Below are 18071 nucleotides of genomic sequence, written 5' to 3' on the forward strand. Positions count from 1 at the left end.
CCGTCGTGGGGTGACCGCGTGACCTTCTGGGAGTACCTGGGCAACCGCCATCAGCAGCTGCTCACGGATGCCGGCCAGCACGCGAGCGCCGTCTTCCAGTGCATGGTCGTGGCGACGGTGATCGGGGTCCTGATCGGTGTGGTCACCTATCGCAGCGACTGGGCCGGGAACCTCGCCACGACCGCCACCTCGACCATCCTGACCATTCCGTCGCTCGCCATGATCGGTCTGCTCATCCCGATCGTCGGCCTGGGCGTGCCGCCCACGGTGATCGCGCTGACCCTGTACGGCCTGCTGCCGATCGTGCGCAACGCGATCGTCGGGCTGCGCGGTGTCGACCCCGCGCTGGTGGACGCGGCGACGGGCATCGGGATGTCCCGGCCGATGCGGCTGGTCCGTGTCGAGCTGCCGCTGGCGTGGCCGCCGATCCTGACCGGCATCCGGGTCTCCACCCAGATGCTGATGGGCATCGCGGCCATCGCCGCCTACGCCTCCGGGCCCGGCCTCGGCAACGAGATCTTCCGCGGGATCGCCTCGCTGGGCAGCAAGAACGCGCTCAACCAGGTGCTCGCGGGCACCCTCGGGATCATCGTCCTGGCCCTGCTGTTCGACGCCGCGTACGTCCTGATCGGACGGCTGACCATTCCCAGGGGGATCCGTGCCTGAGGCCTCCGGTGCCGCCATCGAGCTGGAGAACCTGAGCAAGAGGTATCCCGGCAATCCGCGGCCTGCCGTCGACAACGTCACCATGGAGATCAAGGCGGGCGAGATCGTCGTCTTCGTCGGTCCGTCCGGGTGCGGCAAGTCCACGACGCTCAAGATGATCAACCGGCTGATCGAGCCGACCGGCGGCCGCATCCGGATCAACGGCGAGGACGTCACCGACATGGACCCGGTGAAGCTGCGCCGCAAGGTGGGCTACGCGATCCAGTCGGCCGGTCTCTTCCCGCACATGACGGTCGCGCAGAACATCGCGCTCGTGCCGAAGATGGTCGGCTGGGACAGGAGCCGGATCAAGGACCGGGTGGAGGAGCTGCTCGACCTGGTCGGGCTCGACCCCGGCGAGTTCCACGACCGCTACCCCCGCCAGCTCTCCGGCGGCCAGCAGCAACGCGTGGGCGTGGCGCGGGCGCTCGCCGCCGATCCGCCGGTGCTGCTGATGGACGAGCCGTTCGGCGCGGTCGACCCGATCACCCGCGACCATCTCCAGGACGAGCTGATCAGGCTCCAGCACGAGCTGCACAAGACGATCGTCTTCGTCACCCACGACTTCGACGAGGCGATCAAGCTCGGTGACCGGATCGCCGTGCTGCGCGAACGCTCCCACATCGCCCAGTTCGACACCCCGGAGGCGATCCTCACCAACCCGGCGGACGATTTCGTCTCCGGTTTCGTGGGCGCCGGGGCGGCCCTGAAGCGGCTGAACCTCTCCCGGGTCGGGGACGTGGGGATCACCGACTATCCGACGGTGACCGTCGACGACCCGCTCCAGGAGATCTTCGCCAGGCTCCGCTCCAGCGGCACCAACGAGATCCTGCTGCTCGACCGGCGCGGCCGGCCCTACAAGTGGCTGCGGCGCGGCGACCTGATGCGGGCGCGCGGTTCGCTGGCCCGCGCGGGCACCCTGGTCCGCGACACGGTGACCCGGGACGCGACCTTGCGGGACGCCCTGGAGGCGGTGCTCACCGACAACGCGGGGCGGGTGGCGGTGACCGGGCGGCGCGGGGAGTACACCGGCGTCGTCGACATGGAGACGCTGCTGAACTCCGTGCACAAGCTGCTGGAGGCCGACCGGCTGGACGCCATGGAGCACCAGCACGAGCTGGAGCGGACGCGAGCCGCCGTCACCCATGCCGAGCAGGAGGGCTACGGAGGGGAGAGGAAGGCGTGACCGTCCCCGAGCTGGAGGAGGAGCAGGAGACGGAGCGGACGGCGCCTGCGCCGGCGCCGGCGCGGCGACGGGTCACCTGGCAGCAGCTGACCGTCCTGCCGGCCCTGCTGGTGGCGCTGCTGCTGGCGACCTGGCTGTGGTTCCAGCAGGCGGACCTGGACTCGATCTCCGAGAACGCGCTGTCGAACGGGCAGGTGTCGAAGGCCCTTTGGCAGCACGTGTGGCTGACGGCGGCCTCGACGTTCTTCGTGCTGATCATCGCGATCCCGCTGGGGGTGCTGCTGACCCGCACGGCGTTCCGGCCGGCGACCCCGGTGGTGATGGCCGTCGCCAACATGGGCCAGGCGACCCCGGCGATCGGTCTGCTGGCCCTGCTGGTGATCTGGCTGGGCACCGGCACCAGGGCGGCCCTGATCGGGATCGTCGCCTACGCCGTGCTGCCGGTGCTGTCCAACACCGTCGCGGGCCTGAAGGCCAACGACCCGACCCTGCTGGAGGCGGCCCGCGGCATCGGCATGTCCCCGCTGGGAGTGCTCTCCCGCGTCGAACTGCCGCTGGCGGTCCCGCTGATCCTCGCGGGCGTACGGACGGCACTGGTGCTCAACGTCGGCACGGCGACCCTCGCGACCTTCGGGGGCGGCGGCGGCCTGGGCGTGCTGATCACGACCGGCATCACCAACCAGCGCATGCCGGTGCTGATGCTCGGCTCGATCCTCACCGTCGCCCTCGCCCTCCTCGTGGACTGGCTGGCGTCCCTGGCCGAACTGCTGCTCAGGCCGCGGGGGTTGGAGGTGGGGACATGAGACCCGCCGCGGTACTGACGGCAGCCGGCGCGCTGGTCCTCGCCTCGGCGTGCGGACTGACCAGCGGCTCCCCCATGGTCGACGACGTGCGGCCGGGCTCGATCGGCCGGGGCGAGCCGCTGAAGGGGGCCGGTCTGACCGTGACCTCCAAGGAGTTCACCGAGCAGCTGATCCTCGGCGCGATCATGGGGATCGCCTTCGAGGCGGCGGGCGCGGACGTCCTGGACCGCACCGGCATCCAGGGCTCCGTCGGCGCGCGGGAGGCGGTCAGGTCCGGTGACGCGGACGGGATGTACGAGTACACGGGCACCGCGTGGATCACGTACCAGGGCAACAGCGAGCCGATCGCCGACCCGCGCGCGCAGTGGGAGGCCGTGCGGAAGGCCGATCGGGGCAACGGGCTGACCTGGCTGCCGCCCGCGTCCCTGAACAACACCTACGCCCTGGCGATGAACCGGGCCCACGCCAGGAAGCTCGGCACGAGGACCCTGTCCGACGTGGCCAGGCTGTCCAGGTCGGATCCCGGCGCGGTGACCCTGTGCGTGGAGAGCGAGTTCGCCAACCGGGCCGACGGGCTGCCGGGGATGGCGAAGGCGTACGGGATGAGCGTCCCGGCGCGGAACGTCACCCAGATGGACACCGGGATCATCTACACCCAGGTGGCGAAGGGCAGTTGCGCCTACGGGGAGGTGTTCACGACCGACGGCCGCATCAGGTCCATGAACCTGGAGGTGATGGCGGACGACAAGAAGTTCTTCCCCAACTACAACGCGGCCCCCGAGATCAACTCCCGGACACTGAAGAAGTGGCCGGCGATCCGGACGGTGCTCGACCCGGTCACGAGGAAGCTGGACAACACGGTCGCGCGGGAGCTGAACGCCAAGGTGGACGTGGACGGACAGGACCCGCACCAGGTGGCGCTGGACTGGATGAAGAAGGAGGGGTTCGTGAAGGAGGGCTAGGAGACGCGGGGTTCAGCAGCTCGGGACGGAGCCCTTGCCCGAGTCCAGCGCGACCAGCGCGCTCACCGCGCCCTTCAGCGTGGTCACCGGGATCAGCCGCAGGCCCGGGGGCAGTTCGGCCCGCGCGTCCGCGCACTCGTCCTTCGGGACCAGGAACACCGTCGCCCCGTCCCGCCTCGCGGCCTGGGTCTTCAGGGGCACGCCTCCGACCGCGCCCACCGTGCCGTCCGGGTCGATCGTGCCGGTCCCGGCGATGGTGCGGCCCCCGGTGAGGTCGCCGCCGTCGCCGTCGCCGTCCAGCTTGTCGATGATGCCCAGCGTGAAGAGCAGGCCCGCGCTGGGGCCGCCCACGTCGGACAGCTTCAGCGAGACCTTGACGTCGTCGTCCTTCAGGCCCAGGTAGTTCAGCGCCGCCTCGGTCGCCGCGTCCTGGGACTCCTTCATCTGCTCGGTGTTGTGCCGCTCGATCTCCCGGGTGGACTGCCCGCTGGGGTAGACCGAGTCGCGTGGCATGACCGCGCGGTCGGTGTCGAACCAGGCGTCGAGCACGTCGCCGAGCGAGACCCGGGTGTCCGGGTTGGTCGCCTCGATGGTCGTCATCCGCAGTTGCCCGCTGGTCCTCCGGGTCGGCGCGCCGGAGATCGTGATCACGGGGGTGCCCTTGTTCTCGCCGAGGACGTTCGCCGTCATGCCCGGCTGCGCCAGCGAGAACGGCAGCGGTGCCAGCGCCGCGGTGGCGATCAGGGCCACGACGGGCAGGGCACAGACGGCTACGGCCTGGGGGCGTGTGAGGCGAGAGAGCACGGGGTCAATCTACGGGACGGCGACTTCCGGCCGGTTGCGGGAGGGCGGGCGGGCGCGGGACGGCGTACGACGGACGTACGGTCGCGGCCGGGCCGCCCTCCGCGGCTCACCGCAGTGCCTCGGCGACCTCCCGTGCCGCGTCCACGACCCGCGGCCCGACCCGTTCCGGTACGGAGTCGGCCAGCATCACCACGCCGACGCTGCCCTCGACGCCGGTGACGCCGAGCAGGGGTGCGGCGGCGCCGCTCGCGCCCGCTTCCAGTTCGCCCTGCGTGAGGGTGTAGCCGGGGTCCCGCGGCGGCTGGACGCGGGCGGAGAGGATGGCGCGGCCGGCGGCCCCGCGGTCCAGGGGGTGGCGGAATCCCGCCCGGTAGGCCACGTGGTAGTCGGTCCAGGTCGGCTCGACGACGGCGACGGCGAGTGCCTCCGCCCCGTCGACCAGGGTGAGGTGGGCGGTCGCCCCTATGTCCTCGGCCAGGGCGCGCAGGGCCGGCAGCGCCGCCTCGCGCACCAGCGGATGCACCTGACGGCCCAGGCGCAGCACGCCGAGCCCGACGCGGGCACGGCCGCCCAGGTCACGACGTACGAGTGCGTGCTGTTCCAGGGTGGCGAGCAACCGGTACACCACGGTCCGGTTCACGCCCAGTTTGTTGGATAGCTCGGTGACGGTCAGCCCGTGGTCCGTATCGGCCAGCAGCTTGAGGACACGCAGTCCTCGGTCGAGCGTCTGAGAGGTCTCCGCGGTCACGACGCCCACTCCTCCAGTGGTGAGGTCGGCGGCCCTGTCGCGGCGATGCGTCATCGAGTCCCGTCGCTGACGCGCTTCAGAGGCCGCCGATCGGCCGGCGATCCGGAGCGTTCTCCGGACCGCGTCGCTTCACGGCTGCGCTCCGCGGCGGCGCTGCCACGGGGCGTGTGCGTAGCGGGACAGTAGCGAAGCCGGTTCGCTGAGCGGAAGGCTCCGTCCAGAATCCGGTCAGTGGCCGGTACGGACCGCCGGGGTTTGCCCTGATACGTACGGCGCGCGGGGCGCTCCGAACGGAGCGCGGGGGCGGGGTCGACGTGCGGCCACCGCCGCCGCCGCACGGGCACGGCGCACGGCGCCCGGCGCCCGGCGTCACCGCATCCGGGTGGCCCACTCCTGCACCTTGGCGATCCGCTGCCGCAGCTGCCCGGCCGTCGCCTCCGCGCTCGGCGGTCCGCCGCAAACCCGCCGCAGCTCGGTGTGGATGACCCCGTGCGGCTTGCCGCTCTGGTGGACGTAGGCGCTGACCATGGTGTTGAGCTGCTTGCGCAACTCCATCATCTCCTTGTGCGAGACGACGGGCCGCCGCTCGGCGGGCAGCTCCAGCAGGTCCGCCTCGCTGTCCGGCTTCTTGCGGCTGTGCGCGATCTGCCGGGCCTGCCGCTTCTGGAGCAGCAGCTGCACCTGGTCGGGCTCCAGCAGCCCGGGAATGCCGAGGTAGTCCTGCTCCTCCTCGCTGCCCGGGTGCGCCTGCATGCCGAACTCGGCACCGTCGTAGAGGACCCGGTCGAAGACGGCCTCGGACTCCAGCGCCTCGAAGGAGAACTGCTCCTGCTCGCCGGTGTCCTCGTCCTGCTCCTTGTTCGCCTCCTCCATCTCCTTCTCGGACTCGGCGTACGGGTCGTCCTCGCCCTCCTTCTTCGGCTTGTCGAGGGCGTGGTCCCGTTCCACCTCCATCTCGTTGGCGAAGGTGAGCAGGTCGGGGACGGTCGGCAGGAAGACGGACGCGGTCTCGCCCCGGCGGCGGGACCGCACGAAACGGCCGACGGCCTGGGCGAAGAAGAGCGGGGTGGAGATGGTGGTGGCGTAGACACCGACGGCGAGCCGGGGCACGTCGACGCCTTCCGACACCATCCGCACGGCGACCATCCACCGGTCGTCGCTCGCGCTGAAGTCGTCGATCCGCTTCGAGGCCCCGGCGTCGTCGGAGAGCACCAGGGTCGCCTTGGTGCCGGTGATCTCGCGGATCAGCTTGGCGTACGCGCGCGCGGATTCCTGGTCGGAGGCGATGACGAGGGCGCCCGCGTCCGGGATGCCCTTCCTGACCTCGGTCAGCCGCTGGTCGGCGGCGCGCAGCACGCTCGGCATCCACTCGCCGCGCGGGTCGAGGGCCGTGCGCCAGGCCTGGCTGATCGCGTCCTTGGTCATGGGCTCGCCGAGCCGGGCCGCGATCTCGTCGCCCGCCTTGGTGCGCCAGCGCATGTTGCCGCTGTACGAGAGGAAGATGACCGGGCGGACGACGTGGTCGGCGAGGGCGTTGCCGTAGCCGTAGGTGTAGTCGGCGGCCGACCTGCGGATGCCGTCGTTGCCCTCCTCGTACGTCACGAAGGGGATCGGGTTGGTGTCCGAGCGGAAGGGCGTTCCGGTGAGCGCGAGGCGTCGGGTGGCCGGCTCGAAGGCCTCCAGGCAGGCCTCGCCCCAGGACTTGGAGTCACCGGCGTGGTGGATCTCGTCGAGGATGACGAGGGTCTTGCGCTGCTCGACGCGGTTGCGGTGCAGCATGGGCCGCACGCCGACACCGGCGTAGGTGACCGCGACGCCGTGGTAGTCCTTGCCGAGCGGACCCGCGCTGTACTCGGGGTCCAGCTTGATCCCTATCCGCGCCGCCGCCTCGGCCCACTGCTTCTTCAGGTGCTCGGTCGGCGCGACCACGGTCACCTGCTGCACGACGTGGTGGTGCAGCAGCCAGGAGGCGAGGGTCAGCGCGAAGGTGGTCTTGCCAGCGCCGGGGGTGGCGACGGCGAGGAAGTCGCGCGGCTGCTCCTGGACGTACTTCTCCATCGCCCCTTGCTGCCAGGCACGCAGCTTGCTGGCGGTACCCCAGGGGGCGCGGCCGGGGAAGGCCGGGGAGAGGTGGTGCGAGGAGGAGGCGGCGGTGGTAGTCACGGTCTCCGTACAGGGGTCGGATCAAAGGGGCCGCGCGCGGCGCGTCGAGTAGGGCGGTGGTGGGTGACGGGCGGGCGGCTCGGCTGGGCGGTGCGGACGGGTCGGCTACGTATGACAACCGGGCCACCCTACCGGCGGCCCGGCGGTGTCAACGTGCGGACAGGCCCGGGTCCCCCATGGGTGGGACCGAGGTCACACGGGCACCGCACGTCCCGGCGGCGGCGAGCGTCTCGGCCCCGGTGCGGGCGACCAGTTCCGCGCAGGTCTCCTCCGGCCTCCAGCAGGCGATCCTGCGCGCGGTCGTCTCCGGCGAGACGCGCAGCTGACGTTCGGACCGGCACCGCGGCGCGATCCGGCCCCCGGCTTCCGGGCATACGTCGAATATTCGGCGGACCTGTGGGACAGGAACTCGGCGGAGCGCATCCCCGACTCCTCCCTGTCCGTCCTCGACGACCTGTGCGACAGCCCCGACCGCGCCGTCGGCGAGCTGCTCGCCCCCCACCACACCCGGAGAGGCATCACCGCATGACCAAGGCCATCGATCCCACGCACAACGACGACCTCCTCGCCTTCCTGGAAGCCGCCTCCTCGCCGTACCACGCGGTGGCACAGGCCGTGCAGCGCCTGGAGAAGGCGGGGTTCGAGGAACTGCGCGAGACCGAGGAGTGGACCGGTCACAGCGGCGGCCGGTTCGTCGTACGCGGCGGCGCGCTGCTCGCCTGGTACGTCCCCGAGGGCGCGCCCGCGCACACGCCGTTCCGGATCATCGGCGCCCACACCGACTCCCCCAACCTGCGGGTCAAACCCACCCCGGACACCGGTACGGCGGGCTGGCGGCAGGTCGCCGTGGAGATCTACGGCGGGGTCCCGCTGAACACCTGGCTCGACCGCGACCTCGGCGTCTCGGGCCGGCTGACCCTGCGCGACGGCACCGCGAAGCTGGTCAAGATAGACGAACCCCTGCTGCGGGTACCGCAGTTGGCGATCCACCTCGACCGCACGGTGAACGAGGGCCTGTCCCTGGACCGCCAGCGTCAGCTCCAGCCGGTGTGGTCGCTGGGCCGGCCCGAACCGGGCGCGCTGCTGCGGCGGATCGCGGCCGACGCCGGTGTCGCGGAGGCCGACGTGCTCGGCTGGGACCTGATGCTGCACGACGTGCAGAAGCCCGGACTGCTGGGCGCGGAACGGGAGTTCCTGGTCTCGGCGCGGCTGGACAACCTCGTCTCCGTGCACGCGGGCGCCGCCACGCTGGCCGCCGTCGCGCAGTCCTGGCCGGCGCACGCCGAACGCATCCCGGTGCTCGCCGCGTTCGACCACGAGGAGGTCGGCTCCGGTTCCGAGACCGGCGCGCAGGGCCCGCTCCTGGAACGGGTCCTGGGCCGGGTGGTGAGCGCCCGGGGCGGCGGCGCCGAGGACTGGGCGCGGGCCCTCGCGGGCACGATCTGCGTCTCGTCCGACATGTCCCACGCGGTGCACCCCAACTACAGCGAGCGGCACGACCCGGACAACCACCCGCTGCCCAACGGCGGCCCGGTGATCAAGGTCAACGTCAACCAGCGGTACGCCACCGACGGCACCGGCTACGCCGCGTTCGCCGCCGCCGCCGAGCGGGCCGAGGTGCCCTGGCAGCGGTTCGTGTCCCACAACACCATGCCCTGCGGCACCTCGATCGGGCCGATCACCGCGGCCCGGCTGGGTGTGACCACGGTGGACGTCGGCGTGCCGGGGCTGTCCATGCACTCCTCGCGGGAGCTGTGCGGGGCGGCGGACCCCGGGTATCTGACCCGGGCGCTGAGGGAGTTCGTCGCGGCGGACTGAGGCGCGCGGGCGCGCGGGAACCGGCCGGCACATCCATGGCGTACGGCGGAAAGGCGGAAGGTGTCCTCGAGGAACGTGACCCTGGCGGGGGCCGCACCGGAGCGGGCCGCACCGCGGGTGCTGATCGTGCCGCACGCGGCAGCGGGCGCGGCGAGCGGGCAGCCGTTCGCCGCGCCCGCCCCGGACGACTGGCTGGTGGCGACGACCCGGCTGCCGGGCCGGGAGTCGCGGGTCCGGGAGCCCGGCGCCGACCTCGACGCGCTCACCGCGGACGTCGCCGCTGGAAAGCCTGCGGCGCTCGGAGCCGTCCGTCCGGGGTCGCGGGCCTCGCCGTGGTGGCGCGGTGGGCAGGGCGGACACTCCCCCTCGGCCGTGCGGACCGTCACCCGGCTCAGGGAGCGCCTGGCCGCGGAGATCCCGCCGGCGGCCCTGCTGCGGGAGCCGACGGTCCGGGGGTTCGCCGAGGAGGTACGGCGGCTCACGCGCCCCGCGGACCGAGCTACCGCTCGCTGACCGGCCGTTCCCTGAGGCGGGTCGTCACCCACGCTCCGAGCAGCGCCACCGCCGCCATCGGCAGGAACACGGCGGCGAAGGCGGCCGGATGCGAGCCGGTGGCCTGCGTCGCCGTATGGCTGACCGTGCCCCCGCCGAGGGCGGCGAAGGCGGCGCCGCCCGTCGACAGCAGGACGACGTTGGACAGGGCGTCGGAGATCTGCAGGGCGGCGGAGTTGGAGCCCGCCTCGGCCGGGGCGGAGAGCTGGAGCAGCAGCACGCTGGTGGAGGCGATCACCAGCCCCATGCCGAAGCAGCCGAAACCCCAGGCCACGGCCACGGTCCAGACGGGCACCGCGGTGATCAGCACGCTCGGCGCGGCGGCGATGGACGCGGCCACCAGGACCATGCCCAGCGTCATCAGCCGCTGCCGGTGGGGCTCCACCCGGGGCCGCGACTGCACCCAGGAGCCCAGCGCCCAGGTGAGACCGCCCGCGGCGAGGGAGAACCCGGCGAGCGTCGGGGACAGCCCGCGCTGGGTGACCAGCATCAGCGGGACGAAGGACTCGGCGGCGATGAACGAGCCCGCGGCCACCCCGCGCAACAGCACCACGGAGGGCAGCCCGCGCACCGCCCGGTAGGTGCCGCGCGGGAGCAGCCCGTGCACGGCGGGCACGAGGAGCGCGGCGCCCGCGACGCCGGGAACCAGGGAGAGCCAGCGCAGGTCCTGGGCGGCGTACTGCAGGAGTCCGGCGCCCAGGGAGATGCCGAGGGCGAGCCGGATGCGGCGGCGGTCGAACGCGGAGGTGTCGGTGCCGTCGAACGGTCCGGCGGCCCGGCGCCTGATCTGCGGCAGCGCGAGGGCCAGCGGGAACACGACCAGGGCGGGGATGCCGATGAACACCCAGCGCCAGCCCAGGTGTTCGGTGACCGCGCCCGAGGCGAGCGGTCCCACGATCGAGGGCACGATCCAGCCGGCCGCGAACGCCGCCATGATCGCCGGGCGCAGCCGCTCGGGGTAGGCCCGGCCGACCACGACGTACAGGGCGACGATGACGAGTCCGCCGCCGAGGCCCTGCACGGCCCGCCCCAGGATGAACAGCCACATCGCGGTCGCCGTCCCGGACAGCAGCAGCCCCGCGGCGAAGGCGGCGATGCCCGTCGTCAGCGCGCCGAGCGGACCGCGCCGGTCGGACCACTGACCGGCGAGCACCATGCCGAACAGGCTGGTCGTGAAGTACCCCGAGAACGCGAACGCGTACAGCGAGACGCCGTCCAGCTCCCGTGCCGCGACCGGCATCGCCGTACCGACCGCGGTCGCCTCGAACGCGATCAGCAGCACCACGGACACGATCCCGACGCTGAGCGCCCGGTACGACCGGCCCAGCACCCCCTCCTCGTCGACGGCGGCCGGCTCGGGGGCGAGGTGCGCGGCATGGGTGTCGCGCGGTTCGAGGGCTGTCATGGTCGCCAGCGTAAGGGCCACGACAGGGTTTGACCCCTGTCGGTGGATGGGCCCGCCCCCGGTCTTTGGTCGTACGACCGCGGTCCCACCCCGGTTTGTGAACGGCGCATGGCAGTCCCGTTGCGGCCCCCGCGATGGCCTTGAGCCCGCCCGCGACCGCGCCCTACGGTCTTCTCAAGCAGCTTGGCCGTGTGCCCGAGTGGTTCAGGGAGTCGCCTGCAAAGCGACTTACGCGGGTTCGATTCCCGCCACGGCCTCCACACACTTTCACTCCCCGTACCGCGGCCCGGGAGGCCGTCGGCAGCTCGCCCGCCTCGTCCGGGGACGCCTCCGTCCGGTGGTGCCGGTCGGCATCCGTGCCGGTGGTCGGGTCCACGGCGGACAGGACCTGGAGCACGGTCGCCGCCAGCCGGGCGTAGGGACCCTCGGACAGCCCGTGGTCCGCGCCCCCGTCGAGGGCGCGCTCGTGGCACAGCAGCCAGAGTGTGAACGCGAGCGTGGAGACGTCGGTGTGCAGCGGGTGGAGGGTGGCCTCCGACGCGCTCCAGTGCCGGACCGCGCCCGATGCGCCGTCGATCACCAGGCTGTCGTCCTCGGCGAGGCGGCCGAGCCGGATCAGATGCTCGGCGGCGGCGGGCAGTCGGGCGCCGGGCTCGTCCGCGTGGTGCTCGGCGAGGGTGGACAGCGGGGCGTCCGTGTCCAGTTGGAAGAGGACCGCGTCCTCGGGCAGGCCCGTCTCGCGCAGGAAGCGGCGGGTCGGTTCATGGGTGAGGGCCGGCGGGAGGTCGACGTCCTCGAAGCGCCACACCTCGCCCCGGCCGAACTCCTGGTGCAGGAGCCGGGCGGGCAGGTCCAGCGCCAGCCCGGACGACCGGCCCGGACCCGCCGCCTGCGGCCGGATCAGCGCCGTCATCAGCCAGTACGGCGGCACCTCGCCGTCCGTGCCGTCCTCGTGGACCGCGAGCAGCTGACGCACGGCCTCCGCCGCGACCTGCGGTCCGAAGCGGTCGGCGCAGGAGGCGAACCGGCCGCGCAGTCCCGCCAGTTCCTCCGCCCTCGACGCGAACCCCACCAGCCTCTCCAGCGACGGGGCGAGCGGGCGGCGCTCCAGCCGGCCGATCCCGGCGGGCACTTCGGGGCCCGTCGGCCGGTGGCGCGTCGCGGCGTGCGTGACGAGAACGTCCAGGTCGTCGTCGGTCAGGGTGATCACCGCGGTCGCGGCGCCGGTCGTGCTCATAGCTCTTCCCCCGTGCGTACAAGCTCACAGTCCCCGAACGGGGCAGGGCGGATCCCGGCGTGGTCTTACCGCCGTTCCCCACTGCTCGGAGACACTACGCGGCACCACTGACAACGCCCTCGGTCTTGAGACGCTCGGACCAGCCCGGCGCGTTGCCTCCCCGCCAGGATCTCTTCCGCCGTCTCCCCCACGGTCGGCCATGAGATGTCCGGCCACCGTCCGATCGCGGCGCCCACGCCCGCGGCACCCGGCCCGGCGCAGCCCTCAGCGCGCCTCGGCTGCGGGGCCGAGGGCGGGCAACGTCACGTCAGGTACACGCCGCCGAGCACGACCACGAGTGCCGCCAGCGCGAACACCAGGATCCACACCAGCAGCTTCCCCGTGCTGGGCGGTGGTTCGTAGCGCTGCGGGTCCCGCGCACTCACGGCGTCGTCACCACGGCGGCCTGCGGACGGATCGGCAGCCGGTTCACCGGGCGCCCGGTGGCCGCGCGCACGGCGGAGGCGACGGCCGCCGGGGACGTCACCACCGGCACCGCGCTGACCGCCTTCGCGCCGAAGGGCGCGACCACGTCCCGCTCCTCGACGAGCTTCACGATCCGGATGTCCGGCGTGTCCAGGGCCGTCGGCAGCGCGTACCCCGTGAGGTCGGGGTGGCGGATCAGACCGCGCGCGGTGCGCAGGTTCTCCGTGAGCGCTATCCCCACGCCCTGGGTGACCCCGGCCTCGATACGGGCCGCGAGCTGGGCCGGGTTCAGGACCCGTCCCACGTCCTGGGCGACGGCGAGTTCGACGACCCGGACCGAGCCGAGCTCGATGTCGACGTCCACCACCGCGCGGATCGCGCAGAAGGCCATGCCCACGAAGGCATCACCCTGCCCGGCCTCGTTCAGCGGCTCGGTGGGGTGCGGGCGGCACTGCGCGGTCGCCCACAGCTCCTTGCCCTCCAGCGCCTCGGTGACGGTGGTCGACAGGACGCCGTCGTACGAGGTGATCTTGCCGTCGGTGATCTGGAGCAGCTCGGTGGACATGCCGAACTTGTGCGCGAGGGGCTGGAGAAGCTGGGTGCGGACCATCTTCGCGGCCCGTTCCACCGCGCCGCCCGACACCCACGTGTGGCGGCCGCGGCAGCCCGCGCCGGCCGGCGGCTGGTCGGTGTCCACGGGCGCGACGTGCACCTCGTCGATGCCGAGGGTCTCCTGGACGATCTGGCGGGCCAGCGTGGTGAAGCCCTGGCCGGTCTCGACCGCCGCGCACAGGACCGTCGCCACACCGTCGTGGACCTTCACCGTGGCCGTGGAGACCTCGTCGGCGCCCTCCGCGCCGAGCATGTGCACCATGCCCAGGCCGTAGCCCACACCGCGGCGGACCGCGCCGGGTTCCCCCGCGCCCTCGGGGCCGCCGGGCAGCAGCCACTCGTCCTCGGGGGTGTCCTTGGGCAGCGGCGGCAGCGGGAAGTCCCGTACGGCCTGGAGGAGTTCGGCGACCGGCGCGGGGCAGGTCACCGTCTGGCCCGTGGGGAGCACGTCGCCCGTGGCCAGCGCGTTGCGCAGGCGCAGCTCCGCCGGGTCGACGCCGAGCTTCTTGGCGAGCTTGTCCATCTGCGCCTCGTAGGCGGCGCACACCTGCATGGCGCCCTCGCCGCGCACATGGCCGGAGGGCGGGTTGTTGGTGCGCACGGCCCAGCCCTCGATGAAGGCGTTCGGGACGACGTACGGGCCGCACGCGAAGCCCACGGCGGCGGCGAGGGCCTCGGCGGAGGTGTCGGCGTAGGCGCCCGCGTCGAGCAGGATCTGCGCCTCGACCTTCACCAGCCTGCCCTCGGCGTCCGCGTGGTGGCGGTAGCGGAGCAGCGTCGGGTGGCGGTGCGCGTGGCCGAGGAAGGACTCCTCGCGCGTGGCGGTGAGTTTGACCGGGCAGCCCGTGCGGAGCGCCAGCAGGCCCAGCGGGAGCTGGACGCCCTGGTCCTCGCGGTCGGCGGTGGCGCCGGGGACGCCGGTGACGACGATCTTGACGCGCTCGGGTTCCAGGCCGTAGCAGGCGGCGGCGGTGTCCCGGTCGGCGTGCGGGTCGGTGGAGGCCAGGTACAGCTCGACGCCCCCGTCCGGGCGCGGCACGGCGAGGCCGGCCTCGGCGCCGATGGGGGCGGGGTCCTGGCGGCCGATGCGGTACTGGCCCTCGACGACGACCTCGCCGGTCACCGACGGGTCGCCGTGGTGCAGCGGGATGTGCCGGATCAGGTTGCCGTCGGCGTGCAGCGGCTCGGCCTCGAAGGCCAGCTCGGGGTCGGTCACCGGGTCGAGCACCTCGTACTCGACGATGACGGCCGCGGCGGCCATCCGCGCGGTGTCGGGGTGGTCGGCGGCGACGGCGGCGATGGGCTCGCCGTGGTGGCGCACGACCTCGGAGGCGAAGACCGGGCGGTCGGCCTTGCCGCGGCCGTGCACCGGGCTGCCGGGGACGTCCTCGTGGGTGACGACGGCGCGGACGCCGGGCATCTCGCGCGCGTGGGAGGTGTCGATGGACACGATGCGCGCGTGCGCGTGCGGGGAGCGCAGCACGGCCGCCCACAGCAGGCCCTCGGCCCACAGGTCGGCCGCGTAGGGGAAGGTGCCCTCGGTCTTGGCCCGGGCGTCGGCGGCCGGCAGGGAGGCGCCGAGGCCGTGCGGGATCGGTTCGGGGGCGGGGGCTGCCTCCGCGGGGGTGGGCGCGGTGGCGGCTTCGTTGCTCACGCCTGGCCTCCGTCCTGTCCGTACGCCTGGTTGTGCGGCTCGAAGGCCGACGGGTTGACCCCGCCGGCGCCGGGACCCGCCTGGTGAGGAATACGCGCCTCGTCGGCGTTCGACTCGGAGTCCGCCGCGGAATGCGCCTCGCGCTCCGCGACGACCTCCTTGACGGCGTCGACGACGCCCCGGTAGCCGGAGCAGCGGCACAGGTTGCCGCACAGCGCCTGGCGGGTCTCCAGCTCGGTCGGCGCCGGGTTGCCCTCCAGCAGGTCGTGCACGGTCATCGCCATGCCGGGCACGCAGAACCCGCACTGCACCGCGCCGCACCGGGCGAGCGCGCGCTGCACGTCGGAGGGCTGCCCGTCCTCGGCGAGGCCCTCGACGGTACGGACCTCGCTGCCGGCGGCGGTGACGGCCGGAACCAGGCAGGAGGCGACGAGCCGCCCGTCCACCTGGACGTTGCAGGCCCCGCACTCGCCCTGCGAGCAGCCGTCCTTGGCGCCCGCCAGGCCGAGCCGCTCGCGCAGGACGTAGAGCAGCGACTCGCCGATCCAGGCGTCGGCGACGGGGCGTTCGACGCCGTTGACGCGCAGGACGTAGGAGGCGAGGGGGTGTTCCTCGCCGGGGAGCGCGGGGGCGGGCTCCTCCTCGGCGGGGACGGCGGCCTCGGGCTCGTCGGCGGTGTCCGGCGCGGCCTCGCCCTCGTCGTCGGCCGGGGTGTGCTCCGCGTGCGGCTCGGCGGCCGTCTCAGCGCCCTCCAGGGCCTCTTGGGCACTCTCGGGCCCCTGGGCCGCCACCGCGGCCTCACCGGGGCCGTGAGCGGGCTGTGAGGCGGCGGGGACGGGGGCGTCCGGGAGCGGCTCGGCGGGGGCATGGCCGTGCTCGGGGTCCGCCCCCTCGTGTGCGGGGGCGTCCGGCGCGGTCCGGTCCGGGGCGTCCTCGGGCGCGAGGGCGCCGGGGTGCTCGGCGGGCGGCACGTGCGCGTGGAGGTCCGCGGCGGCGTGCGGAGGCGTGTCACCGGCGGACACGTGCGCGTGCGTGGGACCTTCACCGACGGACTCGGCGTGCTCGGACCCGGCGTGCTCGGGTCCGGCCTGCTCGACTCCGCCGTACTCCGGCCCTCCGTACTTCGGCTCTCGGTGCTCCGGCCCTCCGTGCTCGGGTCCGGCATGCTCCGGCGCGCCGTACCCGGGATCGCCGTACTCAGGTCCGCCGTACTCAGATCCGGCATGCTCCGGGCCGGCGTGCTCCGGTGGCGGCGTCCCCCACGGCTGCCCCGTCTGTGTGACCCAGGGCGCGGACGCGCCGCCGGGCAGCGTGGCCGGGGGCGTGCCGCCCCACTGCTCGACCAGGGACGAGGTGGTGAACTCGCCCGATTCATCCGGAAGATCGCCATTGGCCACGGGGATCGACCACTGCCCGGTCACATCGTGCCCCGGCGCGGGAGCGGCCTCCACGGCCTCCGCCTGCTCGCCGTGCCCCGCGTGCTCGCCGTGCCCCGTGTGCTCGCTGTGCTCCGTGTGCTCCCCGAAGGCCCAGTGCCCGGTCGCCCCGGGCTGGTACGTGAACCGGTCGCCGGAGACCGGCACCGCGTTCGGGTCGGGCCACTGGGTGCCGTCCGCGGGCACCGCCCAGGTGCCGGTGGCCGCCGGGTCGGTGCCGCCGGGGTCGACCGCTATCTGCGGCGGCACGTACCCGTGGCCGGGCGCGGCCAGCGGGCTGTCGGAGGCCAGCAGCGCGTCGATGCCCCCCTCGGGGAGCTTCACGAAGGCGGTGGCACCGTCGTCGTAGTCGCCCTGGGGCAGCGGGTCCCAGCGACCGCCGCCCTGGGGCGTGCCCTCTCCGTGCCGGTCGTCGGTCACGACAGCGCCCTCCCCAGTGCTCGTCGGGCCAGCGCGGCGACGGTGCGCCGCAGGTGCAGTACGGCGGGCGGGAGCTGCTCCACGGAGCCGTCCTCGGCCGGCACCGGGTCGGGGATGCAGGCCGCGGCCACGTACTCGCCGAAGGCGTGCAGCGCCTCCGGGACGAGCGCGCGGTTGTTGTCCCAGTCGATCAGCCGGCCGACCCACTGCTCGGCGTCCAGGGGCCTGAGCGGCATCGGCGCTATGGCTCCGACGGCGCACCTGACGCCCCGCCGGGCGGGGTCGAGGACGAGCGCGACGGAGGCCATCGCCCGGCCGGGTCCGGTACGCCCGGTGGCCTTGAGGAAGACCTGCGGCGCGTGCAGCAGCGGCACGCGCACGAAGCCGATGAGTTCGCCGGCGCGCAGCATCTCCATGCCGGCCAGCAGGTGCGACACCGGGATCTCGCGGCGGGCCCCGCCCGCGCCCGCGATGATCAGGGTCGCCTCCAGGGCGGCCAGCACCGGGAGGGCGTCCCCGGTCGGCGCGGCCGTGGCGATGTTGCCGCCCAGGGTGCCCGCGTTGCGGATCTGCGGCGGGCCGGCCGCGCGTGCCGAGGCGGCGAGCGCGGGGATCAGGGCGGCGAAGTCGGGGCGGCCCATGCGCGCGTGCGTGAGCCCGGCGCCGAGCAGCGCGTGCCCGTCCTGGTACTGCCAGCCGCGGATCTCGCTGATGCGGCCGAGGCCCACCAGTGCGGCGGGCCTGAGCTGGCCGGAGTTGACGGCGGCCATGAGGTCGGTGCCGCCCGCGACGGGCACGGCGGCGGGCATGGCGGTCAGGGCCGCCACCGCCTCGTCCAGTGTCGTGGGCAGCGTGACGGCCTGCGCCGCCTGCGGTGCGTGCGTGGTCAAACCGGCTGCCCCTTCCCGCTGCCCCACCTGGTCCCAGCTGGTCCCGCCTGTTGCTGCCGTACGGTACGTGCTGACAGGGCGGACGTGGCAACTCTGGCACATCTTCGCAGGGGCCGAAGACGGGGGTCCGCTAGGAGGCATTCGCCCATGTCGTCGGGGAGATGGTCCGTTTTCGTCCGGCATCACCGGTGCGTACGGATTGACACTCTTC

At 73.5% G+C, this 18071-nt stretch carries 15 protein-coding genes, 1 tRNA gene and 1 pseudogene; 8 read left to right on the top strand and 9 right to left on the bottom strand.

Features of this window, described 5'->3' with window-relative positions:
• Positions 1 to 18: 18 nt before the first annotated feature.
• From ACH41F_RS23565 to ACH41F_RS23580, 4 genes are read left to right on the top strand one after another with little or no spacing between them, the layout of a single operon-like run.
• Positions 19 to 666 (top strand): ABC transporter permease, encoded by a 648-nt coding sequence (locus tag ACH41F_RS23565; protein WP_398837373.1) that lies wholly within the window; start codon positions 19 to 21, stop codon positions 664 to 666.
• Positions 659 to 1891, top strand: coding sequence for a betaine/proline/choline family ABC transporter ATP-binding protein (locus ACH41F_RS23570; RefSeq protein WP_398837375.1), 1233 nt, complete (start codon positions 659 to 661; stop codon positions 1889 to 1891). The genes ACH41F_RS23565 and ACH41F_RS23570 overlap by 8 nt, the downstream gene beginning before the upstream one ends.
• Positions 1888 to 2694 carry an ABC transporter permease subunit gene (locus ACH41F_RS23575; RefSeq protein ID WP_391236182.1) on the top strand — a complete coding sequence of 269 codons (807 nt, stop codon included), beginning with the start codon at positions 1888 to 1890 and terminating at the stop codon, positions 2692 to 2694. Before ACH41F_RS23570 ends, ACH41F_RS23575 begins: the two co-directional genes overlap by 4 nt.
• Positions 2691 to 3656, top strand: a complete 966-nt coding sequence (locus tag ACH41F_RS23580) for a glycine betaine ABC transporter substrate-binding protein (protein ID WP_391236185.1) — start codon at positions 2691 to 2693, stop codon at positions 3654 to 3656. Before ACH41F_RS23575 ends, ACH41F_RS23580 begins: the two co-directional genes overlap by 4 nt.
• 12 nt (positions 3657 to 3668) lie before the next feature.
• On the opposite strand, the gene ACH41F_RS23585 is transcribed toward ACH41F_RS23580, so the two are convergent.
• The 3 genes from ACH41F_RS23585 to ACH41F_RS23595 form a co-directional block, all read right to left on the bottom strand.
• A complete protein-coding gene (locus ACH41F_RS23585) occupies positions 3669 to 4460 on the bottom strand; it encodes a S16 family serine protease (protein WP_391236188.1) in 792 nt (263 codons plus the stop codon).
• 106 nt (positions 4461 to 4566) lie between these two features.
• Positions 4567 to 5208 carry a helix-turn-helix domain-containing protein gene (locus ACH41F_RS23590; protein ID WP_391236191.1) on the bottom strand — a complete coding sequence of 214 codons (642 nt, stop codon included), beginning with the start codon at positions 5206 to 5208 and terminating at the stop codon, positions 4567 to 4569.
• 369 nt (positions 5209 to 5577) lie between these two features.
• Positions 5578 to 7371 (bottom strand): DEAD/DEAH box helicase family protein, encoded by a 1794-nt coding sequence (locus ACH41F_RS23595; protein WP_391236194.1) that lies wholly within the window; start codon positions 7369 to 7371, stop codon positions 5578 to 5580.
• Between the two features lie 176 nt (positions 7372 to 7547).
• Between ACH41F_RS23595 and ACH41F_RS23600 the strand changes: the two genes are divergently transcribed.
• The 3 genes from ACH41F_RS23600 to ACH41F_RS23610 all read left to right on the top strand — a co-directional run bounded on the left by ACH41F_RS23600 (position 7548) and on the right by ACH41F_RS23610 (position 9702).
• Positions 7548 to 7697 carry a hypothetical protein gene (locus ACH41F_RS23600; RefSeq protein ID WP_398837379.1) on the top strand — a complete coding sequence of 50 codons (150 nt, stop codon included), beginning with the start codon at positions 7548 to 7550 and terminating at the stop codon, positions 7695 to 7697.
• Between the two features lie 199 nt (positions 7698 to 7896).
• A complete protein-coding gene (locus ACH41F_RS23605; RefSeq protein ID WP_391236200.1) occupies positions 7897 to 9189 on the top strand; it encodes a M18 family aminopeptidase in 1293 nt (430 codons plus the stop codon).
• A 75-nt stretch (positions 9190 to 9264) separates the two neighbouring features.
• Positions 9265 to 9702 (top strand): phosphopantetheine-binding protein, encoded by a 438-nt coding sequence (locus ACH41F_RS23610; RefSeq protein WP_398837381.1) that lies wholly within the window; start codon positions 9265 to 9267, stop codon positions 9700 to 9702.
• Here the strand turns inward: ACH41F_RS23610 and ACH41F_RS23615 are convergent.
• Positions 9689 to 11146, bottom strand: a complete 1458-nt coding sequence (locus ACH41F_RS23615; protein WP_398837383.1) for an MFS transporter — start codon at positions 11144 to 11146, stop codon at positions 9689 to 9691. The two genes, ACH41F_RS23610 and ACH41F_RS23615, sit on opposite strands and share 14 nt — an antisense overlap.
• A gap of 185 nt (positions 11147 to 11331) precedes the next feature.
• Here ACH41F_RS23615 and ACH41F_RS23620 point away from each other — a divergent pair.
• Positions 11332 to 11406 (top strand) — tRNA-Cys (locus ACH41F_RS23620).
• Between the two features lie 38 nt (positions 11407 to 11444).
• On the opposite strand, the pseudogene ACH41F_RS23625 reads toward ACH41F_RS23620, so the two are convergent.
• From ACH41F_RS23625 to ACH41F_RS23645, 5 genes and pseudogenes are all read right to left on the bottom strand, one after another.
• Positions 11445 to 12383: pseudogene (locus tag ACH41F_RS23625) on the bottom strand (SUKH-4 family immunity protein); the annotation flags it as partial.
• Positions 12384 to 12685: 302 nt separating this feature from the next.
• Complete coding sequence (locus ACH41F_RS23630; protein WP_398837385.1) at positions 12686 to 12808, bottom strand: hypothetical protein; 123 nt, start codon at positions 12806 to 12808, stop codon at positions 12686 to 12688.
• Entirely contained in the window at positions 12805 to 15114 is a 2310-nt protein-coding gene (locus ACH41F_RS23635; RefSeq protein WP_391236212.1) for a molybdopterin cofactor-binding domain-containing protein, read from the bottom strand. The genes ACH41F_RS23630 and ACH41F_RS23635 overlap by 4 nt, the downstream gene beginning before the upstream one ends.
• Entirely contained in the window at positions 15111 to 16970 is a 1860-nt protein-coding gene (locus ACH41F_RS23640; RefSeq protein WP_398837388.1) for a 2Fe-2S iron-sulfur cluster-binding protein, read from the bottom strand. The genes ACH41F_RS23635 and ACH41F_RS23640 overlap by 4 nt, the downstream gene beginning before the upstream one ends.
• Complete coding sequence (locus ACH41F_RS23645) at positions 16967 to 17860, bottom strand: FAD binding domain-containing protein (protein ID WP_391236217.1); 894 nt, start codon at positions 17858 to 17860, stop codon at positions 16967 to 16969. Before ACH41F_RS23645 ends, ACH41F_RS23640 begins: the two co-directional genes overlap by 4 nt.
• Positions 17861 to 18071: the final 211 nt, after the last annotated feature.

Origin of the sequence: Streptomyces sp. NPDC020489 (assembly GCF_044386545.1) — a bacterium.
In the GTDB taxonomy this organism is placed as follows: domain Bacteria; phylum Actinomycetota; class Actinomycetes; order Streptomycetales; family Streptomycetaceae; genus Streptomyces.